The following is a 19,008-nucleotide window of genomic DNA, read 5'->3' on the forward strand; positions in this document are numbered from 1 at the left end:
CCACGCTCACTATATGAGTGGCAGGCGCCGCACTTTCAATGCCGCGCGGTGATCGGTCTGTCGGTCACCTGAGTCACTTAAGCACGCGATGACGCCAGGCGGGCAGGCTCTGCCGCACCTCGTCGATGCGCGCGCGCTCGAGATTGCCGGCGACCACACCGGCGCCTTCGTCGCGCACCGCGACGATTTCACCCCACGGGTCGATCAGCATGCTGTGGCCCCAGGTCCGGCGGCCGTTTTCGTGGTTCCCGCCTTGCGCGGCGGCCAGCACGTAACACTGGTTTTCGACCGCGCGAGCCCGCAGCAGCATTTCCCAATGCGCGCGGCCGGTGGTGTAAGTGAACGCCGACGGCACCACGATCAGTGCGCAGTCGCCCATGCGGCGGTACAGCTCCGGAAAGCGCAGATCGTAGCAGACCGACAGGCCGACGCGGCCGAACGGCGCTTCGAACGTGCGGACTTCGTCGCCGGGGCGAATGGTGCGCGCCTCGTCGAACGATTCCTCACCCTTTTCGAAGTTGAACAGGTGGATCTTGTCGTAGCGGGCGGCCTCGTTGCCCTGCGGGTCGAAAACCAGCGTGGTGTTCAGCACGCGCGACGCTTCCGGCGCGGTGAGCGGCAGTGTGCCGCCGATCACCCAGATCTTGTGACGGCGCGCGGCATCGGCGAGAAAGCGCTGGATCGGGCCGTCCTGATAGGGTTCGCGCACCGCCAGCTTATCGGTGTCCTTGAAACCCATGAAGCAGAAGTATTCGGGCAGCAGGACCAGCTGCGCGCCGTCGGCGGCGGCTTCGGCGATCAGGCGTTGCGCTTCGGCGAGGTTGCGTTCGCGCTCCGGCGTGCTGACCATCTGCAGCGCGGCGACGCGAAAGACGCTGTCCAGAGAGCCGCTGGATACGGTTGAAGAGACGTGTGGTTCGCTCATGAGCGTTTCGAAAAACTCCCGGCAGGGCGGCGGCGCGACCCGCTGGCGCCGCCTACGTCGTTCAAGGCTGGCTGGGCCGCCGGTGTGGCACCGCGCGCGTCCGACCGGGTAAAGGGTCGAATAGAGCTCAGTGCGCTTCCACGGTCGAAGCCGGAGCGTCCATCTTACCGCGATCGCCCTTGACCCGCTCAACGTGCGGTTTCGACCACGAACCGGTGATGGCATATTCGCGCGCGAATGCGTGCGAGACGGATTTGCTGAACGCCAGATCGGCCACCAGCGCGCCCACGCCGAGCAGCGGATTGATCACGGCCGCCGCGACCACCGCGGCGCCGGCGCTGACCGTCGGCACGATCTGCACGTGCAGATCCTGGGTTTCCTGGCCGAGGTCGACCGAGCCCTTCATCTCGGCCCGGGCCGGCGCGGTGACCATTTCGAAGTTCTCGGTGCGGCCGATCCCGTCATGGATCTGCGCGGTGCCGGTGACGTGTTCGAACGGCAGACCTTCGCCGATCACGTCGCGGAAATTCAGCGTGGCGACACGTGCGAGGCTTTGCAGGCTGAGCACGCCGAGCAGCTTGGCGACGCCCGGATCGACCTTGAGAATCTGGCCGTGGCGCAGGTCGACGGCGAGGTTGCCGTTGAGCGTCGGATAGTCGATCGCGGTCGGGCCGCCGCGCCATACCACCTTGCCTGACAGCGAGCCGGCGCCCGCCTTGAGCGTGCGCGGCTGGCCGAAGCGTTCGAGCAGCGCGCCGGCATCTTTAATGTCGAGCTTGAAATCGAACACGGTGCGGCGCGGCGTCGTTTCGTCGGCGGCGTTGCCGAGGCCGGTCGAGGTGCGCCAGTTCGCGGTGGCGGTCAGGGTGGCCGCGGGGTTGGTGATGTCGAGCTTGTCGAGTTGCCAGACCGGCACGCCGTCTTCGGTGAAATTGTGGGCGTCGACTTCGAGGCGGCCAATATCGCGGTCGCGCACGATCAGCTCGTTGACCACCAGATCGATCGACGGCATGTTTTGCGCCGGCGCCGACATCGCCTGACCGAGCAGGTCCTTGTCGGCGGCCGACGGAATCACCACGCGGGCGAAGCGCGCCTGCAGCGTGCCCGGCGATTCCTTGTTGGCACCCGGCAGCCACGACACGTGGCCGGACACCTGGTTCGACGCGATGTTCGCCTGCCATTTGCCGTCGGCATGCGAGGCGCCGACGATGACGCTGTCCCAGTGACGCTTGAGCAGCGTCAGCGTGCCGATGTGCAGCGCGAAGCGGCTCGGCAGGAATTGCGCGACGGTCGGGTTCGGCGGGGCGGGTGTGGCAACAGCGGCGGCGGGCGCTTCCTTGCTGCGCAGTTGCGTGACGAGCGCGCGCCATGCGTCGGCGTCGAAGGTGTCGAGGTCGACGGCGGCGATCACGCCGTCGCTCGGCAGGTCGGCCGGCTTGTTGACGCCGATCGCGCCACGCACCACTGTCGGCGGCGACTTGGGTTCGTATTGCAGCAGATAGGTGGCGGCGACCGGCCCGAAGGCGAGATCGGCGCGCTCCAGACCGGCTTCGCCCGGCGCGGCGGACGGACTCACCGCGAAGTGCAGCGGCATCGGCGTGCCGACCGGCTTGCCGAACGGCGCGGGGAAGTCGAGCGCGAGACCGGTCAGATCGGAGTTCGCCGTCACTTCGGGCAAACGCCCTTTGGCACCGTGCAGGTTCAGCGCATAGGGCGCGCTGCCGCTCATGCGTGTCAGCACCTGCGCGGCCGGACCGTGCAGATTGAGGCCGCGCGCGGCGTCGACGGCGATATGGCCGTTCAGGTCGAGCGCATACGTGCCGTTCTGCTTCAGGCCGCCGTTGGCATGCACGTCGCCGCCGAGGAACTGGCCGGACAGCCGGTCGACCTGCGCCGTATGTTCGGTGAAACGCACCTTGCCCTTCAGTTGCGACAGCGGCGGCACGTTGTCCACGCTCAGGCGGTTGTTCTGAAAACCGACCGCGCCTTCCACGGCGATATGCGGCATCGGCGTGCGCGGCACCGTCAGCTTGAGCGCCAGCGACGCGGCGCCTTCCGCATGCAGCTTGTCGGTCTGGTGTTTGGCCATGATGCCGAGCGAGCTCTGGTTGACGTAGTCGAGCATGTCGGCGAGCGGCCCGCGCGCGTCGCCGTCGATCACGAGGCTCGACGCCTTGGTGCCGAGATCGTCGATCTTGCCGCTCACGCGCGTCAGCGCCACCCGCTGGTAATGCGCGCGATCGATGTCGAAGCGCAACACGTTCTGCTTCAACGAGAACACGCCGTCGATGCCGTCCAGCGCCGGCCACACGTTCGGCGTGCCGTTACGCATCTTGCGCGGCGGAAACGGCGACGGGTCGAACTTGCCGCCCTTGAACGGCGCGACGATCTGAAAGATGCCTGCGCTCGGATCGCGCGAGTAGGGGAACTTGGTCAGATCGCCATGAATTTCGATCGTCGCGCCGTGCGACATGCCGGCCTGCAGCCCGTGGCCGAGATAGATGCGCAGCTTCTCGCTGATGCTGGTAGGCAGATAACGGACGATGCGCGTCACCTGCGCACGTTCGAAGTTGGCCTTCAGATCGAGCGAGCCGCGCCCGTGACCGGGGTTGCTATAACTGGCCGTCGCGGTGGCCGCCGTATCGGCGTTCGAGACCGCGAAGTCGGCCAGCTTGACGGCAAAACCCGGATGATTCTCGCCGGGCGCCTTCGGCGTGATGGTCCAGTCGGCGCGGCCATGCAGTCGGTCGAGCTTCAGCCGCGGGTCGTCGAACACGCCCGGCAAGGTGATCGCCACGTTCGAGGTGTCGAGCAGCGCGGTGCCGTGGTTTTCGTCGGCGTCGACGCTGCCCCACAGATTTTCGATGCCGGGAATGCCCGCGCGCGGGTGATTCAACGGCGTGAGCCCCGGCGGCGGCTCCTGCGCGGCGACGCTGATGCCTTGCAGGTCGCCCTTGAAACGATAACGTTCGATCGGTTCGGCGCCGCTCGGCTGGCGATCGCCGCCCGCTTCGCCCGACTCCGGTTTGCCGCGCTCCACTTCGATCACGTAGTTCGCCACCATTCCGCGCGGATTGAAGCGCACGAGGTTATTCAGCAGACGCCCCGGCAGCGGCAGCGCGCGGCTGAATTCCGCGAGGATGCCCAGATCGACGCGGTCGCCGCTGACGCTGACGAGTTGTCCGTGCTGCTGCGACGCCTGCCGGTAGCGCCCGTTCAACGTGGTGAGCGCAAGCGTGCGGGTGAGCGGCGTGCCGTCGTCGAGCGGCGGCTGGCCGAGTTCGGCGTGCAGGTGATTCAGTTGCAGCTTGTAGTCGCCCGGTTCGACTTCGACCTGCCACGAGAAATTAGCCACCGGCACCAGCAGCTTCGGCTGGGTGGGACGCACGCGCATCGCGACGTCGGAGCCGGAGAGCTGACCGCGCGCCTGGGTCATGCGGCCGTCGGCGAAGTCGGCCCAGATGGCGTTGTCGATACGCCCGGCGAACATCTCGATCGGCAGATTGATGTAGCGCGCGAGCGCCGGCAGATCGACCGGCCCAGTCGACATGTACACCTGTCCGGTCCAGTTGATCGGCTTGCCGATCGCGGAGAGCGGCGTGTGCCGGAAATGCGTGCGGAAATCGAGCGGGCCGTGCAGCACCTGGCCGTCGGCGGGCGCCTGCAGCGCCATGCGGTGTTCGTAACCGTCGTTGAGAATCGCAATGCGGATGTCGCGCAGCGCGAGTTCCGGCGCGTCGTGCGTGGCGTCGCGCCAGCGCAGCACGCCGCCGCGCACCACGATCGCCTGCTGGCGCAGTAGCCACGTGGAGAGCGTGTCGTTGCCGCTGTGGCGGGTTGGGATCGGCACGCCCGCCACCGACATCACGCCGTCGCTGCTGCGCGACACGAGTACGTCGGGTTGATCGACGATCAGGCTGGACAACGCGGGATGGAATTGCCACAGCGACTTCCACGACAACGTGGCGGTGGCGTGCGGAATGGTCAGCGCGGGTTTGCCTTCCGGGTCGCGAATCACCAGATCGGTGACGTCGAGGCCCGGCTGGAAGCCGCTCCAATGGGGCGCCAGCTTGCCGATGGTGAACTGCGTGTGCAGTTTGTCCGAGACGGTGGCTTCGATACGCGGACGGAACGCGTCGACGCGCGGCAGCAGTACGTAACGCAAGCCGAGAAACAGGCCGGCCGCGATGAAGTAAAGGACGAGCGCAACCGCGAGGACCACGTGGAAGGTCCGACGCAGCACGATGTGGTCGCTTCCGCTCACTGGCCGGACCTGCCCGGTTTCGTGCGGGTCGGCGGATTCGTTTCGCTCGGACATGCTGCGGCGGGTGGGCGTATGGTAGTTTTGCGAATTAACGACGAAATGTAACACACGGGAAAGCGCAGGCGGACCTCCTGCAAACCCTGTCTGCATGCCGCCTCGCGACTTGCGCGGGGCCGCCGGACCCATGTGCCACAGCGAAATGAACAAGCTGATCAAGCAACGAGCGAGCCAGACCCTTGATGACTGACGCAACTCTCCTGAGTTCCACCTTTTCACACTACGCGGCGCGGGCTGCCGCGGCCCGTCCGCAAATCGTGGCGCACGTGGCGGCGCTGGCCGCCGCGCCGCTTACGCGCGAGCGCATCGACGCGCGTTTCGACGCGTTGTGCGCGGCGGCGGCCGGCGCTGGCGCCGGTTCGGCAATGGGCGCGCCGTTGAGCGAGGATGCACTCAAACGGGCCTTGCGTCAGTTGCGAACCGAGGTGTTTTGCGCCGTGATGGAGCGCGATCTGGCCGGCGAGGCGGACGTCGCCGAAGTCACCGGCGCCATGACCGATCTGGCCGAAACGACGATCCAGCGTGCTTTGGCCGTGTTGTCCGCGGATCTCGAAACGCTTTATGGCGAGCCGCGCGGACCCGAAGGCGAGCGGCTCGCGCTGGGTGTCGTGGGCATGGGCAAGCTGGGCGGGCGCGAGCTGAACGTGTCGTCGGATATCGACCTGATCTTCATTTATGAAGAGGATGGCGAGACGGCAGGCGGCCAACGTTCGCCGATCGCGACGCAGGACTTTTTCACACGCCTCGGCAAACGGCTGATCGGCGCGCTTGCCGAAGTCACCGCCGACGGCTACGTGTTCCGGGTCGATATGCGGCTGCGGCCGAACGGCGATTCCGGCCCACTGGTGTGCAGCCTCGGCATGCTCGAAGAGTATTTCTACGTGCAGGGCCGCGAGTGGGAGCGCTACGCGTGGATCAAGGGCCGGCTCGTGTCCGAAGGCGCGAGCGACGCGGCGCAGCGACTGCAGAAGCAGCTGGACGCGATCGTGACGCCGTTCGTCTATCGCCGCTATCTCGACTTCGGCGTGATCAGCGCGATTCGCGCGCTGCATCTGCAGATTCGTCAGGAGGCGCAGCGCCGCGCGTCGATGCGGCCGGATAAGGCGGACGACATCAAGCTCGGGCGTGGCGGCATCCGCGAAATCGAATTCAGCGCGCAGGTGTTCCAGTTGATTCGCGGCGGCCAGGACGCCGGTTTCCGCGTCCGTCCGACGCTGGCCGTATTGCGGCACGCGGCGACGCACGGACTGATCGACACGACGGTCTGCGTGAAGCTTTCGCAGGCATATCGTTTTCTGCGTGAACTGGAACATCGGCTGCAGTATCGCAACGACGCGCAAACCCATGCGATGCCGGTCGATCCCGAAGAGCGCGTGGCGCTCGCCCGCGCGATGGGTTGCGACGACTACGCGGCGTTGATGGCCCGGCTCGACGCGCATCGCGAATTCGTCGAACAGCAGTTCGACCAGATTTTCGCCGACAAGGTGAGCGGTCGCGACGGCTGCGGCGCGCCCGAAGACGGCGCCGCCGCGTGGGTCTGGAGTAGCGCGCTCGCCGACGACAGCGCGGACGACGCGTTGCAGGCACGCCTGATCGAACTCGGCGTGGCCGAACCGGGCGAACTGCTCGCACGGCTGCGCGGCGTGTGGCAGTCGTCGCGCTACGCGGGGCTCGCCGAGCGCAGCCGGCAACGTTTCGACATCGTCGCGCAGCGGGCGCTGGAAGCCGCGCGCACGCTCGAGCCGCCCGAGCGGCGCGGCGATACCGTGGCGCGCTTCTTCGATCTGCTCGAAGCGGTGAGCCGGCGCGGCGCGTATCTTGCGCTGCTGACCGAATATCCGCAGGCGTTGCATCGGGTGCTGTCGGTGCTGGGCGGGTCGCGCTGGGCGGCCGGCTATCTGATTCGCCATCCGCAACTGCTCGACGAACTGCTCGACGACGAAGCGATCAACAGCCCGTTCGACTGGCCCGAGTTCAAGCGCACGCTGCGTCTGCGGCTGGCCGCCTCGGACGGCGTCGAACAGCAGATGGACCTGCTGCGGCACGCGCACCAGGCCGAGGTGTTCCGTATTTTGCTGATCGATCTGGCCGGCAAGCTGAGCGTCGAGCATGTGAGCGACCGGCTCTCCGAACTCGCCGACGCCGTGCTCGACGTCACGCTCGAAGCGGTCTGGAAGCAATTGCCGAAGCGCCACCGCGAGGTACCGCGCTTCGCGGTGATCGCGTACGGCAAGCTGGGCGGCAAGGAGCTGGGCTACGCGTCCGACCTCGACGTGATCTTTCTCTACGACGACGCCGACGATGCCGCCGCCGAGATTTACTCCACCTACACCCGCCGCCTCATCACCTGGCTGACGACCGCGACCGGAGCCGGCACGCTGTTCGACGTCGATCTACGCTTGCGGCCGAACGGCGAATCGGGCCTGCTCGTCACCGATCTCGACGCCTTCCGCCGTTATCAACTGCGCGAAGGCGACGCGGCCAATACCGCATGGGTCTGGGAACACCAGGCGCTGACCCGCGCACGTTACTGCGCGGGCGACGCCGAGATCGGCGCGAAATTCGAGGCGATCCGCGAACAGGTGCTGACCACGCCGCGCGAAGCCGCGCCGCTCGCCAGGGAGATCGTCGAGATGCGCGAGCGCGTCGAGGCGGGGCATCCGAACCATACGGCGCTGTTCGACCTGAAGCACGATCGCGGCGGCATGGTCGACATCGAGTTCACCGTGCAGTACTGGGTGCTGCTGCACGCGGCGAAGGATCCCGAGCTGATCCGCAATACCGGCAACATCGCCTTGCTGCGGGAAGTGTCGCGCTTCGGTTTGATGAGCGAGGCGGAAGCGGAGACGGTCGGCGCGGCGTATCGCACTTACCGCAAGTTGCAGCACAAGCTGCGGCTGGACGGAATGGAGAAAGCGCGCGTCGTGCCGGCGCTGGTGGAGACGGAGCGGGAGGCGGTGTTGGGGTTGTGGGAGCGGGTGTTTGGGTGAGGCGGACGGGGTTTCGCGCCGCAGTCACCTCTGGCGGGAGTGAGCGGGGCGTTGACGCGCCTCGCTGCGTCTGGCGGCGCGATGTTTCACCGTAGCCGCCGGTGCCACGTTCGCGCGGCACGACCGGCCAGGGCGGCTGCCTTGGCCAAGCCCCACCCCTGGTACTAAGCCGCCAGCATTTCCTTCGCGTGCTTGCGGGTGGTCGGCGTGATCTCCAGGCCGCCGAGCATGCGCGCGACTTCCTCTACACGGCTCGCCTTGTCGAGCGACGTGACGCTGCTCACCGTGCCGCCCTTGCCGTTGCCCGCTTTCGCAACCTGGAAATGATGGTCGCCGCGCGCCGCGACTTGCGGCAGATGAGTCACGCAGAGCACCTGGCGTGCTTGCCCGAGCTGATGCAGCAGCCGTCCGACCACTTCGGCGACGCCGCCGCCGATACCCGTATCCACTTCGTCGAAAATCAGCGTGGGCGTCGGGCTGGCCGCGCTGGCGATCACGGCCAGCGCCAGGCTGATCCGCGCCAGTTCGCCACCTGAAGCCACTTTGGCGAGCGGCCGCAGCGGCACGCCCGCATGACCGGCCACGCGGAATTCGATCTGTTCGAGCCCATGCGCGCCGCCTTCGGGCAGCGGCACCAGCGCGACTTCGAAGCTGCCGCCTTTCATCGACAATTCCTGCATGCCGGTGGTGACCGCCGCGCCCAAGGCCTTGCCGGCCTTGGTGCGCGCCTTGGACAGTTTTTTCGCTTCGGCGAGGAAGGTTTCTTTGGCCTTGGCTTCGGCGGCGTGCAGGCTGTCGAGGTCGGCGGCGGCGTCGAGCGCGGCCAGTTGCGCGCGCCGCGCTTCGTGTTCTTCAGGCAGCGTTTCCGGTTTCAGGCGGAATTTGCGGGCCGCCGAATGCAACGCGTCGAGGCGTTTTTCGACCTGCGCCAGCCGGTCCGGGTCGAGTTCGAGCTTTTGCGCGTAATGGCTCAGCGAATACGCGGCTTCCTGCAACTGGATCTCGGCGGGTTCGAGCGCGGCCAGCACGTCGTTCAACGCCGGGTCGATCTCGGCCAGGTCGCGCACTTTCGAAACGATCGACGCCAGATGCGTGATCATCGCCTCGTCCGATTCCGACAGCGCGCCGAGCGCGCCTTGCACGCCGTCGATCAGATTCGCCGAGTGCGACAGCCGGCGGTGCTCGCTGTTGACCTCTTCCCATTCGCCCGGCTGCGGCGCGAGCTTGTCCAGTTCGGTGAGCTGCCACGCGAGACGCTCGCGCTCCAGTTGCAATTCGCGGTCGCGCGTTTGCGCATGTTCGACGGCCTGCACCTTCTCGCGCCATGTGCGCCAGGCGCGTGTGACGATCGCCGCGGTGTCGGTCAGGCCGGCGTGCGTGTCGAACAGCTCGCGCTGCGCGTCCGGGCGCATCAGCAACTGGTGCGCGTGCTGGCCGTGAATGTCCACCAGCATCTCGCCGACCTCGCGCAACTGCGTGAGCGTGGCCGCGGTGCCGTTGATGAACGCCCGCGAGCGGCCGTTGGCGTCCACCACGCGGCGCAGCATCACGGTGCCGCCGTGCTGGCCGTCGTCGGCGGCTGCGCCGAACGCCTGCTGATCGAGCCACTGTTCGACCTGCGCGTGAATCTCGAACTCCGCGGTGATGTCCGCGCGGCTCTCGCCGGTGCGCACGACGTTCGCATCGGCGCGGGCGCCGAGCGCGAGCGCCAGCGCGTCGATCAGGATCGACTTGCCGGCGCCGGTTTCGCCGGAGAAAACGGTAAAGCCGCTGTCGAATTCGAGGTCGAGCGCGGCGACGATGACGAAGTCGCGTATCGAGAGGTGGCGCAGCATGGAGGTGGTCTGGTGAGCTTGAGATTCGGGGTTCGGCAGCGGCGGCGTCGCGTTGCTGGGGCTGCTCGCGGCTCAGGGCTTGGTGTCTTCTTCGTGCGACGGGTATTCGTTCCAGTGCAGCTTCTTGCGCAACGTCGCGAAGAAGCTGTAGCCGACCGGATGCAGCATGGGCACCGTATGGCGCGAGCGGCGCACTTCGATCGTGTCGCTCAATTCGAGCGAGGTGAACGACTGCATGTCGAAGTTCACGTTGACCTCGCGGCCGGACACGATCTGGATGCTCACCTTCGAGTCGTCCGGCAGCACGATTGGCCGATTCGACAGCGCATGCGGCGCGATCGGCACCAGCACGATGCCCTGCAATTGCGGATGCAGGATCGGTCCTTGCGAGGAGAGCGCGTAAGCGGTCGAGCCGGTGGGCGTGGCGACAATCAGGCCGTCCGAGCGCTGGTTGTACATGAAGCGCCCGTCGACCGAGACATGCAGTTCCGCCATACCCGAAAAGCCGCTGCGATTGACCACCACGTCGTTGAAGGCCAGCGCGTGATAGATGGGGCTGCCGTTGCGCATGATGCGCGCCTCCAGCAGCACGCGCTCCTCGCGTTCGAAATTGCCCGCCAGCATTTGCGGCACGATCTCGCGCATGTCGGAGATCGGAATGTCGGTAATGAAACCGAGCCGGCCGTGATTGATGCCGATCAGCGGCGTGCGGTAGGGCGCGAGTTGGCGGCCGATGCCGAGCATGGTGCCGTCGCCGCCCAGCACGACGGCCACGTCCGCGCGCGCGCCGATCTCGGCGGGACGCAGCGCCGGATAGTCGGTGACGCCAATTTCGGCGGCGGTGTCGGCTTCGAATACGACCTCGAAGCCGCGTTTTGCGATGCACGAGGCGAGCGCGGTCAGCGGCTCGACGATGCCCGGCGTATTGTTGCGCCCGACGAGCGCGACGGTCTTGAACTGGCTGGTCACTTGCATGCCGGCATTACACCATAGGTAGGGCCTGAAAAGAACCGCTGACAGACCCGGTAGCGGGCCGGCGCGGGTGGGCTGACGGCGTATTTGGCGATTATCGTTAGAATGGTGAAGCGTTGATGACATGCGTGCCGGTTAGAGTGGCACGGCACGCCCTTGTCGAGGCGGCGGTCCGAGCGTCGGACCGCGCGCCGGCTCACGCAACGGATCGAAGATAAAGCGGCGCCTGGACGAGCCATGGCGCATTCGTCAACGGTGAGCGCCGTTAGCGCTCGCGGTAGTCGTGTCATTAAGCTAAAATTTTTCGTCATGCTAGATCCCCGCGCACAAACCCTCCTCAAAACGCTGATCGAGCGCTACATCGCCGAAGGTCAGCCGGTCGGCTCGCGCACGTTGTCACGTTACTCCGGCCTCGAACTGAGCCCGGCGACGATCCGCAACGTGATGTCCGATCTCGAGGACCTGGGGCTCGTGATCAGTCCGCATACGTCCGCCGGCCGCATTCCCACGCCGCGCGGCTATCGCCTCTTCGTGGATACGATGCTGACCGTCGAATCCGCCGCGGACGAAGAAGCCGTGATGCGCGCCGTCAAGACTACGCTGCAGGCGGGCGAGCCACAGAAGATCGTTGCCGCGGCGGCCAGCGTGCTGTCCAACCTGTCGCAGTTCGCCGGCGTGGTACTTACGCCGCGGCGCAGCCACGTGTTCAAGCAGATCGAGTTCATGCGCCTGTCCGACAAGCGCATTCTGCTTATCATCGTGACGCCCGAGGGCGATGTGCAAAACCGCATCATGGCGACGCAGCGCGACTTTTCGCCGTCGCAACTCGTGGAAGCATCGAATTACATCAACGCGCATTTCGCCGGCCTCTCGTTCGACGACGTGCGCCGCCGCCTGCGCGAGGAAATCGACGAACTGCGCGGCGACATGACCACGCTCATGCACGCTGCCGTCACTGCCAGCACCGAAGAATCCGACACGGGCGAGAACGTGCTGATTTCCGGCGAGCGCAACCTGCTCGAAGTCGCGGATCTTTCGTCCGACATGGCGCGCCTGCGCAAGCTGTTCGATGTGTTCGACCAAAAGACCAGTCTCCTTCAATTACTCGACGTGTCGAGCCACGCGGCGGGCGTGCAGATTTTCATTGGCGGCGAATCGAATCTCGTGCCGATCGAGGAAATGAGCGTGGTCACCGCGCCGTACGAAGTGAACGGCAAGATCGTCGGCACGCTCGGCGTGATCGGGCCGACCCGCATGGCGTACAACCGCGTGATTCCGATCGTGGATATCACCGCGCGCCTGCTTTCCCTGACCCTCAGCCAGCAATAGCGGGCTACCCGGCGGTGGCAACTCACGCGCTCATTCCAAGTCCGTTCATCATGCGCGACGGCGCGCGGCTTGCCAATTGGCCGAATGGCCAGGGTGTACGGCGGACCGGTCGGCGGACCACGCCGCTATAATGAAAGCCACCTGAATCGACTCTCCGCCTCAAGCGGTTACCTCTGCTGCCTATGCGCTTCGACCTCGAGCGGCCTTCACAGAACGCCACGTCACACCGTGTCGCCGTACTGCTGATCAATCTCGGCACGCCCGACGCGCCGACGCCGCGCGCAGTCCGCCGCTACCTCGCGCAGTTTCTGTCCGATCCTCGCGTGGTCGAAATTCCGTCGCTGCTGTGGCAAATCATCCTGCGCTTGCTGATCCTGCCGTTCCGCAGTCCGGCGTCCGCGAAAAAGTACGCTGCGGTCTGGATGCCTGAAGGCTCGCCGCTGCGCGTCTACACCGAGAAGCAGGTGGAAGGCTTGCGCCACCTGCTGCAACTGAACGACTACACGGTACTGGTCGACTACGCGATGCGCTACGGCACGCCGGGCATCCCGGCCATGCTTAACCAGTTGAAGCTGGCGGGCGCCGAGCGCGTCTTGCTGGTGCCGATGTACCCGCAATACTCGTCGTCAACCACGGCCACCGCGTTCGACGACGCCTTTTCAGCGCTCAAGCGCATGCGCAATCAGCCGGAAATCCGCACGGTGCGCCAGTACGCGGATCATCCAGCGTACATTTCAGCGCTGACCGCGCAGGTGCATCAATATTGGCATCAGCACGGCCGGCCCGACTTCGCGGCGGGCGACAAGCTGGTGCTGAGTTTTCACGGCGTGCCCAAGCGCACCATGGATCTCGGCGACCCGTACCACGAGCAATGCCAGCAGACCGGCGCGCTGCTCATGCAGGCGTTGGAACTGACGCCGGTGGAATGCCGCATCACGTTTCAGTCGCGCTTCGGCAAAGCGGAATGGTTGCAGCCGTACACGGCGCCTACGTTGAAGGAACTGGGCGCGGCGGGCGTACGTCGCGCCGACGTCTTCTGCCCGGGCTTTACCGCCGACTGCCTTGAAACGATCGAGGAAATCGGCATGGAAGTGCGCGACGAGTTTCTGCACGCCGGTGGCAAGGAGTTCCACCGGATTGCCTGTGTGAACGCCTCCCCAGCGTGGATTGCGGCGCTCGGCGAAATCGTCGCGCAGAATCTGCAAGGGTGGCCGGTTCAGGCGCTGCCGGTGCCGCATGCGACAGGGGCTTGAACAGTTCATGAACTACCAGATTTCGACCGAAACGGGCGCAAAACTACGCATCGACAAATGGGTTTGGGCGGCGCGCTTCTTCAAGACACGTTCGCTTGCCGCGGATGCCGTCGAGAAAGGCCATGTGCGCATTGGCGGCGCGAATGTGAAACCGGCGAAGGAGGTGCGCGTCGGCGATCTGGTCGAGATCGAAATCGAGCGGATCGTTTGGCAGGTGGAAGTGCTGGGTATATGCGACGTGCGCGGCCCGGCAAGCGTCGCGCAGACGCTTTATGCGGAAACCGAGGAAAGCCGGGTGAAGCGGCAGGTCGAGCAGGAACGGCGCAAAACGTTTCGCGAGCCGGCGGCCGCATTGCACGGCCGGCCGACCAAACGCGACAGGCGCACTATCGACAAACTTTCAGGTGGGGGTTGAACAATTGTTCCATGGTCGCGTGCACACCGCCGTATTCGGTAGTGTGATCGTTGACAGCCCCGGACATGCAGATGGTCGTGGTGCCCAAAATCAGTACCAATGCGACCACCGAGATTGCGAAGGTCAGTTTCACGGTACTCCCCTTGGGAAGATTCAGGACGGAAACAGGCGAATCAGGTGGAATTGCAAAATGTCGGTAAGGCTTACGTCAGATTAGGGTTAACGTGTCTTTTCCGACGCTTTAGTGGAGCATAGGCCACTTGTTGATCGCACTCAATCTCAATCTGATTGCGTCGCAATAATGGTTGTAACCGGGCGTTTCCGCCGCACGTCCGTGGTGCGAAAAGTTCCGCGAGACCCGCTTGAAACGGGTCTTTCCGGCCCCATCTGCCGTTTCGTTATGCGGTGGTGCGCCAGCTAGTCTGTCGCTATTTTGCAACGCACAAATTGCGCCTGCTTTTGCGTGCTGCCGCCACCATTGGTTTTTACTTTTTTACGACTTTCAGCGACATGGAAAACACGCAAGAGAACCCGACGAGCCAGAATCCCACGCCCGCGGACGAAGCTGAGCGCCAGGCCGCCGAGGCCGCGTCAGCCCAGCAGGAAGCGGCCACCGGCGCCGCGACCGAGGGGGCGGCAAGCCTCGAGCAGACCGCGCTGGCTGAAGCTCACGCCAAGATCGCCGAATTGCAGGAAAGCTTCCTGCGGGCGAAAGCCGAGACTGAAAACGTGCGTCGTCGTGCGCAGGAAGACGTGACCAAGGCGCACAAGTTTGCGATCGAGAGCTTCGCCGAGCATCTGCTGCCGGTGGTGGACAGCCTCGAAGCGGCAGTCGCCCACTCGTCGGACGATCTGCAGAAGGTGCGTGAAGGCGTCGAACTGACGCTGCGTCAGTTGAGCGGCGCGCTGGAAAAGGGCCGCGTCGTCGCCCTGAATCCGGTCGGCGAGAAGTTCGACCCGCATCGCCACCAGGCTATTTCGATGGTACCGGCCGATCAGGAGCCGAACACCGTCGTGGCCGTGCTGCAAAAGGGTTTCGTGATCGCCGACCGCGTGCTGCGTCCGGCGCTCGTGACCGTCGCGGCGCCGAAGTAAACGCTATAGCCGCTTACTGCCGCTTTCAGGTCGAGTTGCAGGCCGTCAAGCCGGCCTGGCACCGTCATGGCCACCCTCGCGTCGTCGCTACCGCGTTCGCTGCCTTCGATGTATAGGAGCTCGGCGCCGACTTGTTCGAAGCCGCGCTGGTCACGTCTTCTTCCATCGCGGCAAACGTCTCGGTTGAGCGACCGACTGGTAGGCCTCGCGCGGTCCGAATCCGCAGTCGCCGCGGCTCGCGGCAAGGTCCGGGCGCTCGATTCGGGTGCTTCGACCGGTTGTGAGGCGGGCCCTGACGCGGAAAGCAGTAAAAGAAGCGGAAAAAGTTCGACCGATTGAAAAAAATTAAAGACCGCATCGCAAAAGAGGTCTTGAAAACGATGCGGACGCACTTATGTTGAGTGCAGGTAGGAATTGAGAGCGGATCGCCTTACCGCCAGATGGCAAACAAGGCGCTTTCCGCAGCGATCAAAGTCAGGAGAATAGTAAAAATGGGCAAAATCATCGGCATCGACCTCGGCACGACCAACTCGTGCGTGGCGATCATGGAAGGCAATACGGTTAAGGTGATCGAGAACTCGGAAGGTGCGCGCACCACGCCGTCTATCATCGCCTACATGGAAGACGGCGAGATTCTCGTCGGCGCGCCAGCGAAGCGTCAGTCGGTCACGAACCCGAAGAACACGCTGTACGCGGTCAAGCGCCTGATTGGCCGCCGCTTCGAAGAAAAAGAAGTGCAGAAAGACATCGCGCTGATGCCGTACAAGATCATGAAAGCCGATAACGGCGACGCATGGATCGAAGTGCGCGACCAGAAGCTGGCGCCGCCGCAAATCTCCGCGGAAACGCTGCGCAAGATGAAGAAGACCGCTGAAGACTACCTCGGCGAGCCGGTCACCGAAGCAGTGATTACGGTTCCCGCGTACTTCAACGACAGCCAGCGTCAGGCAACCAAAGACGCCGGCCGCATCGCCGGTCTGGAAGTCAAGCGCATCATCAACGAACCGACCGCAGCCGCGTTGGCATTCGGTCTGGACAAGGCCGAAAAGGGCGACCGCAAGATCGCGGTATATGACCTGGGCGGCGGTACGTTCGACGTGTCGATCATCGAAATCGCCGATGTGGACGGTGAGATGCAGTTCGAAGTGCTGTCCACGAACGGCGACACGTTCCTGGGCGGTGAAGACTTCGACCAGCGCATCATCGATTACATCATCGGCGAATTCAAGAAGGAACAGGGCGTCGATCTGTCGAAAGACGTGCTCGCGCTGCAACGCCTGAAGGAATCGGCCGAAAAGGCGAAGATCGAACTGTCGTCGAGCCAGCAGACTGAAATCAACCTGCCGTACATCACGGCCGACGCATCGGGTCCGAAGCACTTGAACCTGAAAATCACGCGCGCCAAGCTGGAAGCGCTGGTTGAAGAACTGATCGAACGCACTATCGAGCCGTGCCGTGTGGCGATCAAGGACGCAGGCGTGAAGGTTGGCGAAATCGACGACGTGATTCTGGTCGGCGGTATGACGCGTATGCCGAAGGTGCAGGAAAAGGTTAAGGAATTCTTCGGCAAGGATCCGCGCCGTGACGTGAACCCGGACGAAGCCGTGGCCGTTGGCGCCGCGATTCAAGGTCAGGTTCTGTCGGGTGACCGCAAGGACGTTCTGCTGCTCGACGTGACCCCGCTGTCGCTCGGCATCGAAACGCTCGGCGGCGTGATGACGAAGATGATCAACAAGAACACCACGATCCCGACCAAGCACGCACAGGTCTACTCGACGGCTGATGACAATCAGGGCGCCGTGACGATCAAGGTGTTCCAGGGCGAACGCGAAATGGCCGCCGGCAACAAGCTGCTGGGCGAGTTCAACCTCGAAGGCATCCCGCCGGCACCGCGCGGCACGCCGCAGATCGAAGTGAGCTTCGACATCGACGCGAACGGCATTTTGCACGTCGGTGCGAAAGACAAGGCGACCGGTAAGGAAAACCGCATCACGATCAAGGCGAACTCGGGTCTGTCCGAAGCCGAAATCGAAAAGATGGTGAAGGACGCGGAAGCTAACGCCGAAGAAGATCACAAGCTGCGTGAACTGGCCGATGCCCGCAACCAGGGCGACGCACTGGTCCACAGCACGAAGAAGGCGCTCACCGAATACGGCGACAAGCTGGACGCGGGCGAGAAGGACACGATCGAAGCCGCGCTGAAGGACCTCGAAGAAACGCTGAAGAGCGGTTCGAGCGACAAGGCCGCGATCGAAGCCAAGATCGAAGTCGTGGCAACCGCTTCGCAAAAGATGGGCGAGAAGATGTACGCGGACATGCAGGCAGCGCAAGGTGCCGAAGCAGCGGCAGCAGGCGCGGCGGGCGCGGGTGCATCGGCGGGTGGCGCGAGCCAGCAGCAGGACGACGTGGTCGACGCCGAGTTCAAGGAAGTCAAGAAAGACTAAAGCCAGGTCGCATTTCGACCGTAAAGCCGCACACGGCAACGTGTGCGGCCCGGCTGCACAATCCCCTGCACCCATTCGGGCCGCAGTAACGTGCAAGAGCGGTTATCTCGCCTGGCGAGCCTTTCGGGGCTCTCCGGGCACGTTTGTTTTATGGAGGGCGTTGTTTCGAGCCGATTTCGAGCGGCAGAAAACAGCGGCCGGACGAGTCGTAAGACTCCAGCATTCAAGAGGAGCCACCGCGTCGCATTGCGCGAGTGGCGTTGAACCGATATGGCGAAACGGGATTACTACGAGGTTCTGGGCGTCGCAAAGAACGCGAGCGACGACGAAATCAAGAAGGCTTATCGCAAGCTTGCGATGAAGCACCACCCCGACCGGAATCCGGGCAACAAGGATGCGGAAGAGCATTTCAAAGAGGTGAAAGAAGCCTATGAAATGCTGTCGGACTCGCAAAAGCGTGCCGCGTACGACCAGTACGGCCACGCGGGCGTGGATCCGAACATGGGCGGAGCCGGAGCACAGGGCTTCGGCGGTTTTGCCGATGCGTTCGGCGATATTTTCGGCGACATCTTCGGTCAGGCGGCCGGTGGCGCCGCACGCGGCGGTGGCGGTCGCGCCGGCCCACAGGTGTATCGCGGCGCCGATCTGCGCTACAGCATGGAAATCACGCTGGAACAGGCCGCGCACGGCTACGACACGCAGATTCGCGTGCCGAGCTGGGTGTCGTGCGAAATCTGTCACGGTTCGGGCGCCAAGCCGGGCACCAAGCCGGAAACCTGCCCGACCTGTAGCGGTTCGGGTTCGGTGCGGATGTCGCAAGGCTTTTTCAGCATCCAGCAGACCTGCCCGAAATGCCACGGCACCGGCACCTATATCCCCGACCCGTGCGGCCACTGCCATGGCGCGGGCAAGGTGAAGGAAACCAAGACACTGGAAGTGAAGATCCCCGCCGGCATCGACGACGGCATGCGTATCCGCTCGGCCGGCAACGGCGAGCCGGGTATCAACGGCGGTCCGTCGGGCGATCTGTACGTCGAGATTCATATCAAGCAGCACTCGGTGTTCGAGCGCGACGGCGACGATCTGCATTGCCAGATGCCGATTCCGTTCACCACCGCGGCGCTCGGCGGCGAGATTGAAGTGCCGACCCTCGCGGGCCGCGCCAGCTTCACGGTTCCGGAAGGCACGCAGTCGGGCAAGACATTCCGTCTGCGCGGCAAGGGCATCAAGGGGCTGCGTTCGAGCATTGCCGGCGATCTGTACGTGCACGTGCAAGTCGAAACGCCGGTCAAGCTCACCGACTCGCAGCGCGAATTGCTTCAGCAGTTCGAAAAGGCGTTGGTGGAAGGCGGCTCGCGGCATAGCCCGCAAAGCAAGAGTTGGTTCGACCGGGTGAAGAGCTTCTTCGATTAATGGCGGTTTGAAGTTG

At 64.6% G+C, this 19,008-nt stretch carries 11 protein-coding genes; 7 read left to right on the plus strand and 4 right to left on the minus strand.

Features of this window, described 5'->3' with window-relative positions; all coding sequences use genetic code 11:
* Window positions 1-73: 73 nt before the first annotated feature.
* Entirely contained in the window at window positions 74-925 is an 852-nt protein-coding gene (locus B0G83_RS10085; protein ID WP_105507303.1) for a carbon-nitrogen hydrolase family protein, read from the minus strand.
* 127 nt (window positions 926-1,052) lie between these two features.
* Window positions 1,053-5,243 (minus strand): YhdP family protein, encoded by a 4,191-nt coding sequence (locus tag B0G83_RS10090; protein WP_105507304.1) that lies wholly within the window; start codon window positions 5,241-5,243, stop codon window positions 1,053-1,055.
* A gap of 185 nt (window positions 5,244-5,428) precedes the next feature.
* Here B0G83_RS10090 and glnE point away from each other — a divergent pair, with 185 nt between their 5' ends.
* Entirely contained in the window at window positions 5,429-8,236 is a 2,808-nt protein-coding gene (glnE, locus tag B0G83_RS10095; protein WP_105507305.1) for a bifunctional [glutamate--ammonia ligase]-adenylyl-L-tyrosine phosphorylase/[glutamate--ammonia-ligase] adenylyltransferase, read from the plus strand.
* Window positions 8,237-8,400: 164 nt separating this feature from the next.
* On the opposite strand, the gene recN is transcribed toward glnE, so the two are convergent.
* Entirely contained in the window at window positions 8,401-10,071 is a 1,671-nt protein-coding gene (recN, locus tag B0G83_RS10100) for a DNA repair protein RecN (RefSeq protein ID WP_105507306.1), read from the minus strand.
* 72 nt (window positions 10,072-10,143) lie between these two features.
* Window positions 10,144-11,046, minus strand: coding sequence for an NAD kinase (locus B0G83_RS10105; RefSeq protein ID WP_105507307.1), 903 nt, complete (start codon window positions 11,044-11,046; stop codon window positions 10,144-10,146).
* A 306-nt stretch (window positions 11,047-11,352) separates the two neighbouring features.
* Here B0G83_RS10105 and hrcA point away from each other — a divergent pair, with 306 nt between their 5' ends.
* From hrcA to dnaJ, 6 genes are all read left to right on the plus strand, one after another.
* The gene (hrcA, locus tag B0G83_RS10110; RefSeq protein ID WP_035553271.1) at window positions 11,353-12,372 is read left to right on the plus strand and encodes a heat-inducible transcriptional repressor HrcA; all 1,020 of its coding nucleotides are present in this window, start codon (window positions 11,353-11,355) and stop codon (window positions 12,370-12,372) included.
* 182 nt (window positions 12,373-12,554) lie between these two features.
* A complete protein-coding gene (gene hemH / locus B0G83_RS10115) occupies window positions 12,555-13,625 on the plus strand; it encodes a ferrochelatase (RefSeq protein ID WP_105507308.1) in 1,071 nt (356 codons plus the stop codon).
* Between the two features lie 7 nt (window positions 13,626-13,632).
* Window positions 13,633-14,040 carry an RNA-binding S4 domain-containing protein gene (locus B0G83_RS10120; RefSeq protein WP_105507309.1) on the plus strand — a complete coding sequence of 136 codons (408 nt, stop codon included), beginning with the start codon at window positions 13,633-13,635 and terminating at the stop codon, window positions 14,038-14,040.
* 510 nt (window positions 14,041-14,550) lie between these two features.
* A complete protein-coding gene (gene grpE, locus B0G83_RS10125; RefSeq protein WP_105507676.1) occupies window positions 14,551-15,135 on the plus strand; it encodes a nucleotide exchange factor GrpE in 585 nt (194 codons plus the stop codon).
* 491 nt (window positions 15,136-15,626) lie between these two features.
* Window positions 15,627-17,579 (plus strand): molecular chaperone DnaK, encoded by a 1,953-nt coding sequence (gene dnaK / locus B0G83_RS10130; protein ID WP_105507310.1) that lies wholly within the window; start codon window positions 15,627-15,629, stop codon window positions 17,577-17,579.
* A gap of 270 nt (window positions 17,580-17,849) precedes the next feature.
* Window positions 17,850-18,992, plus strand: a complete 1,143-nt coding sequence (gene dnaJ / locus B0G83_RS10135) for a molecular chaperone DnaJ (protein WP_105507311.1) — start codon at window positions 17,850-17,852, stop codon at window positions 18,990-18,992.
* Window positions 18,993-19,008 lie beyond the last annotated feature (16 nt).

Origin of the sequence: Paraburkholderia sp. BL21I4N1 (genome assembly GCF_002973525.1) — a bacterium.
In the GTDB taxonomy this organism is placed as follows: Bacteria; Pseudomonadota; Gammaproteobacteria; order Burkholderiales; family Burkholderiaceae; genus Paraburkholderia.

Bases quoted from the DNA above. Each gene is read 5' to 3' on its own strand.
- B0G83_RS10085 (WP_105507303.1), bottom strand. From the start codon at position 925: ATGAGCGAACCACACGTCTCTTCAACCGTATCCAGCGGCTCTCTGGAC.
- B0G83_RS10090 (WP_105507304.1), bottom strand. From the start codon at position 5,243: ATGTCCGAGCGAAACGAATCCGCCGACCCGCACGAAACCGGGCAGGTC.
- glnE (WP_105507305.1), top strand. From the start codon at position 5,429: ATGACTGACGCAACTCTCCTGAGTTCCACCTTTTCACACTACGCGGCG.
- recN (WP_105507306.1), bottom strand. From the start codon at position 10,071: ATGCTGCGCCACCTCTCGATACGCGACTTCGTCATCGTCGCCGCGCTC.
- B0G83_RS10105 (WP_105507307.1), bottom strand. From the start codon at position 11,046: ATGCAAGTGACCAGCCAGTTCAAGACCGTCGCGCTCGTCGGGCGCAAC.
- hrcA (WP_035553271.1), top strand. From the start codon at position 11,353: ATGCTAGATCCCCGCGCACAAACCCTCCTCAAAACGCTGATCGAGCGC.
- hemH (WP_105507308.1), top strand. From the start codon at position 12,555: ATGCGCTTCGACCTCGAGCGGCCTTCACAGAACGCCACGTCACACCGT.
- B0G83_RS10120 (WP_105507309.1), top strand. From the start codon at position 13,633: ATGAACTACCAGATTTCGACCGAAACGGGCGCAAAACTACGCATCGAC.
- grpE (WP_105507676.1), top strand. From the start codon at position 14,551: ATGGAAAACACGCAAGAGAACCCGACGAGCCAGAATCCCACGCCCGCG.
- dnaK (WP_105507310.1), top strand. From the start codon at position 15,627: ATGGGCAAAATCATCGGCATCGACCTCGGCACGACCAACTCGTGCGTG.
- dnaJ (WP_105507311.1), top strand. From the start codon at position 17,850: ATGGCGAAACGGGATTACTACGAGGTTCTGGGCGTCGCAAAGAACGCG.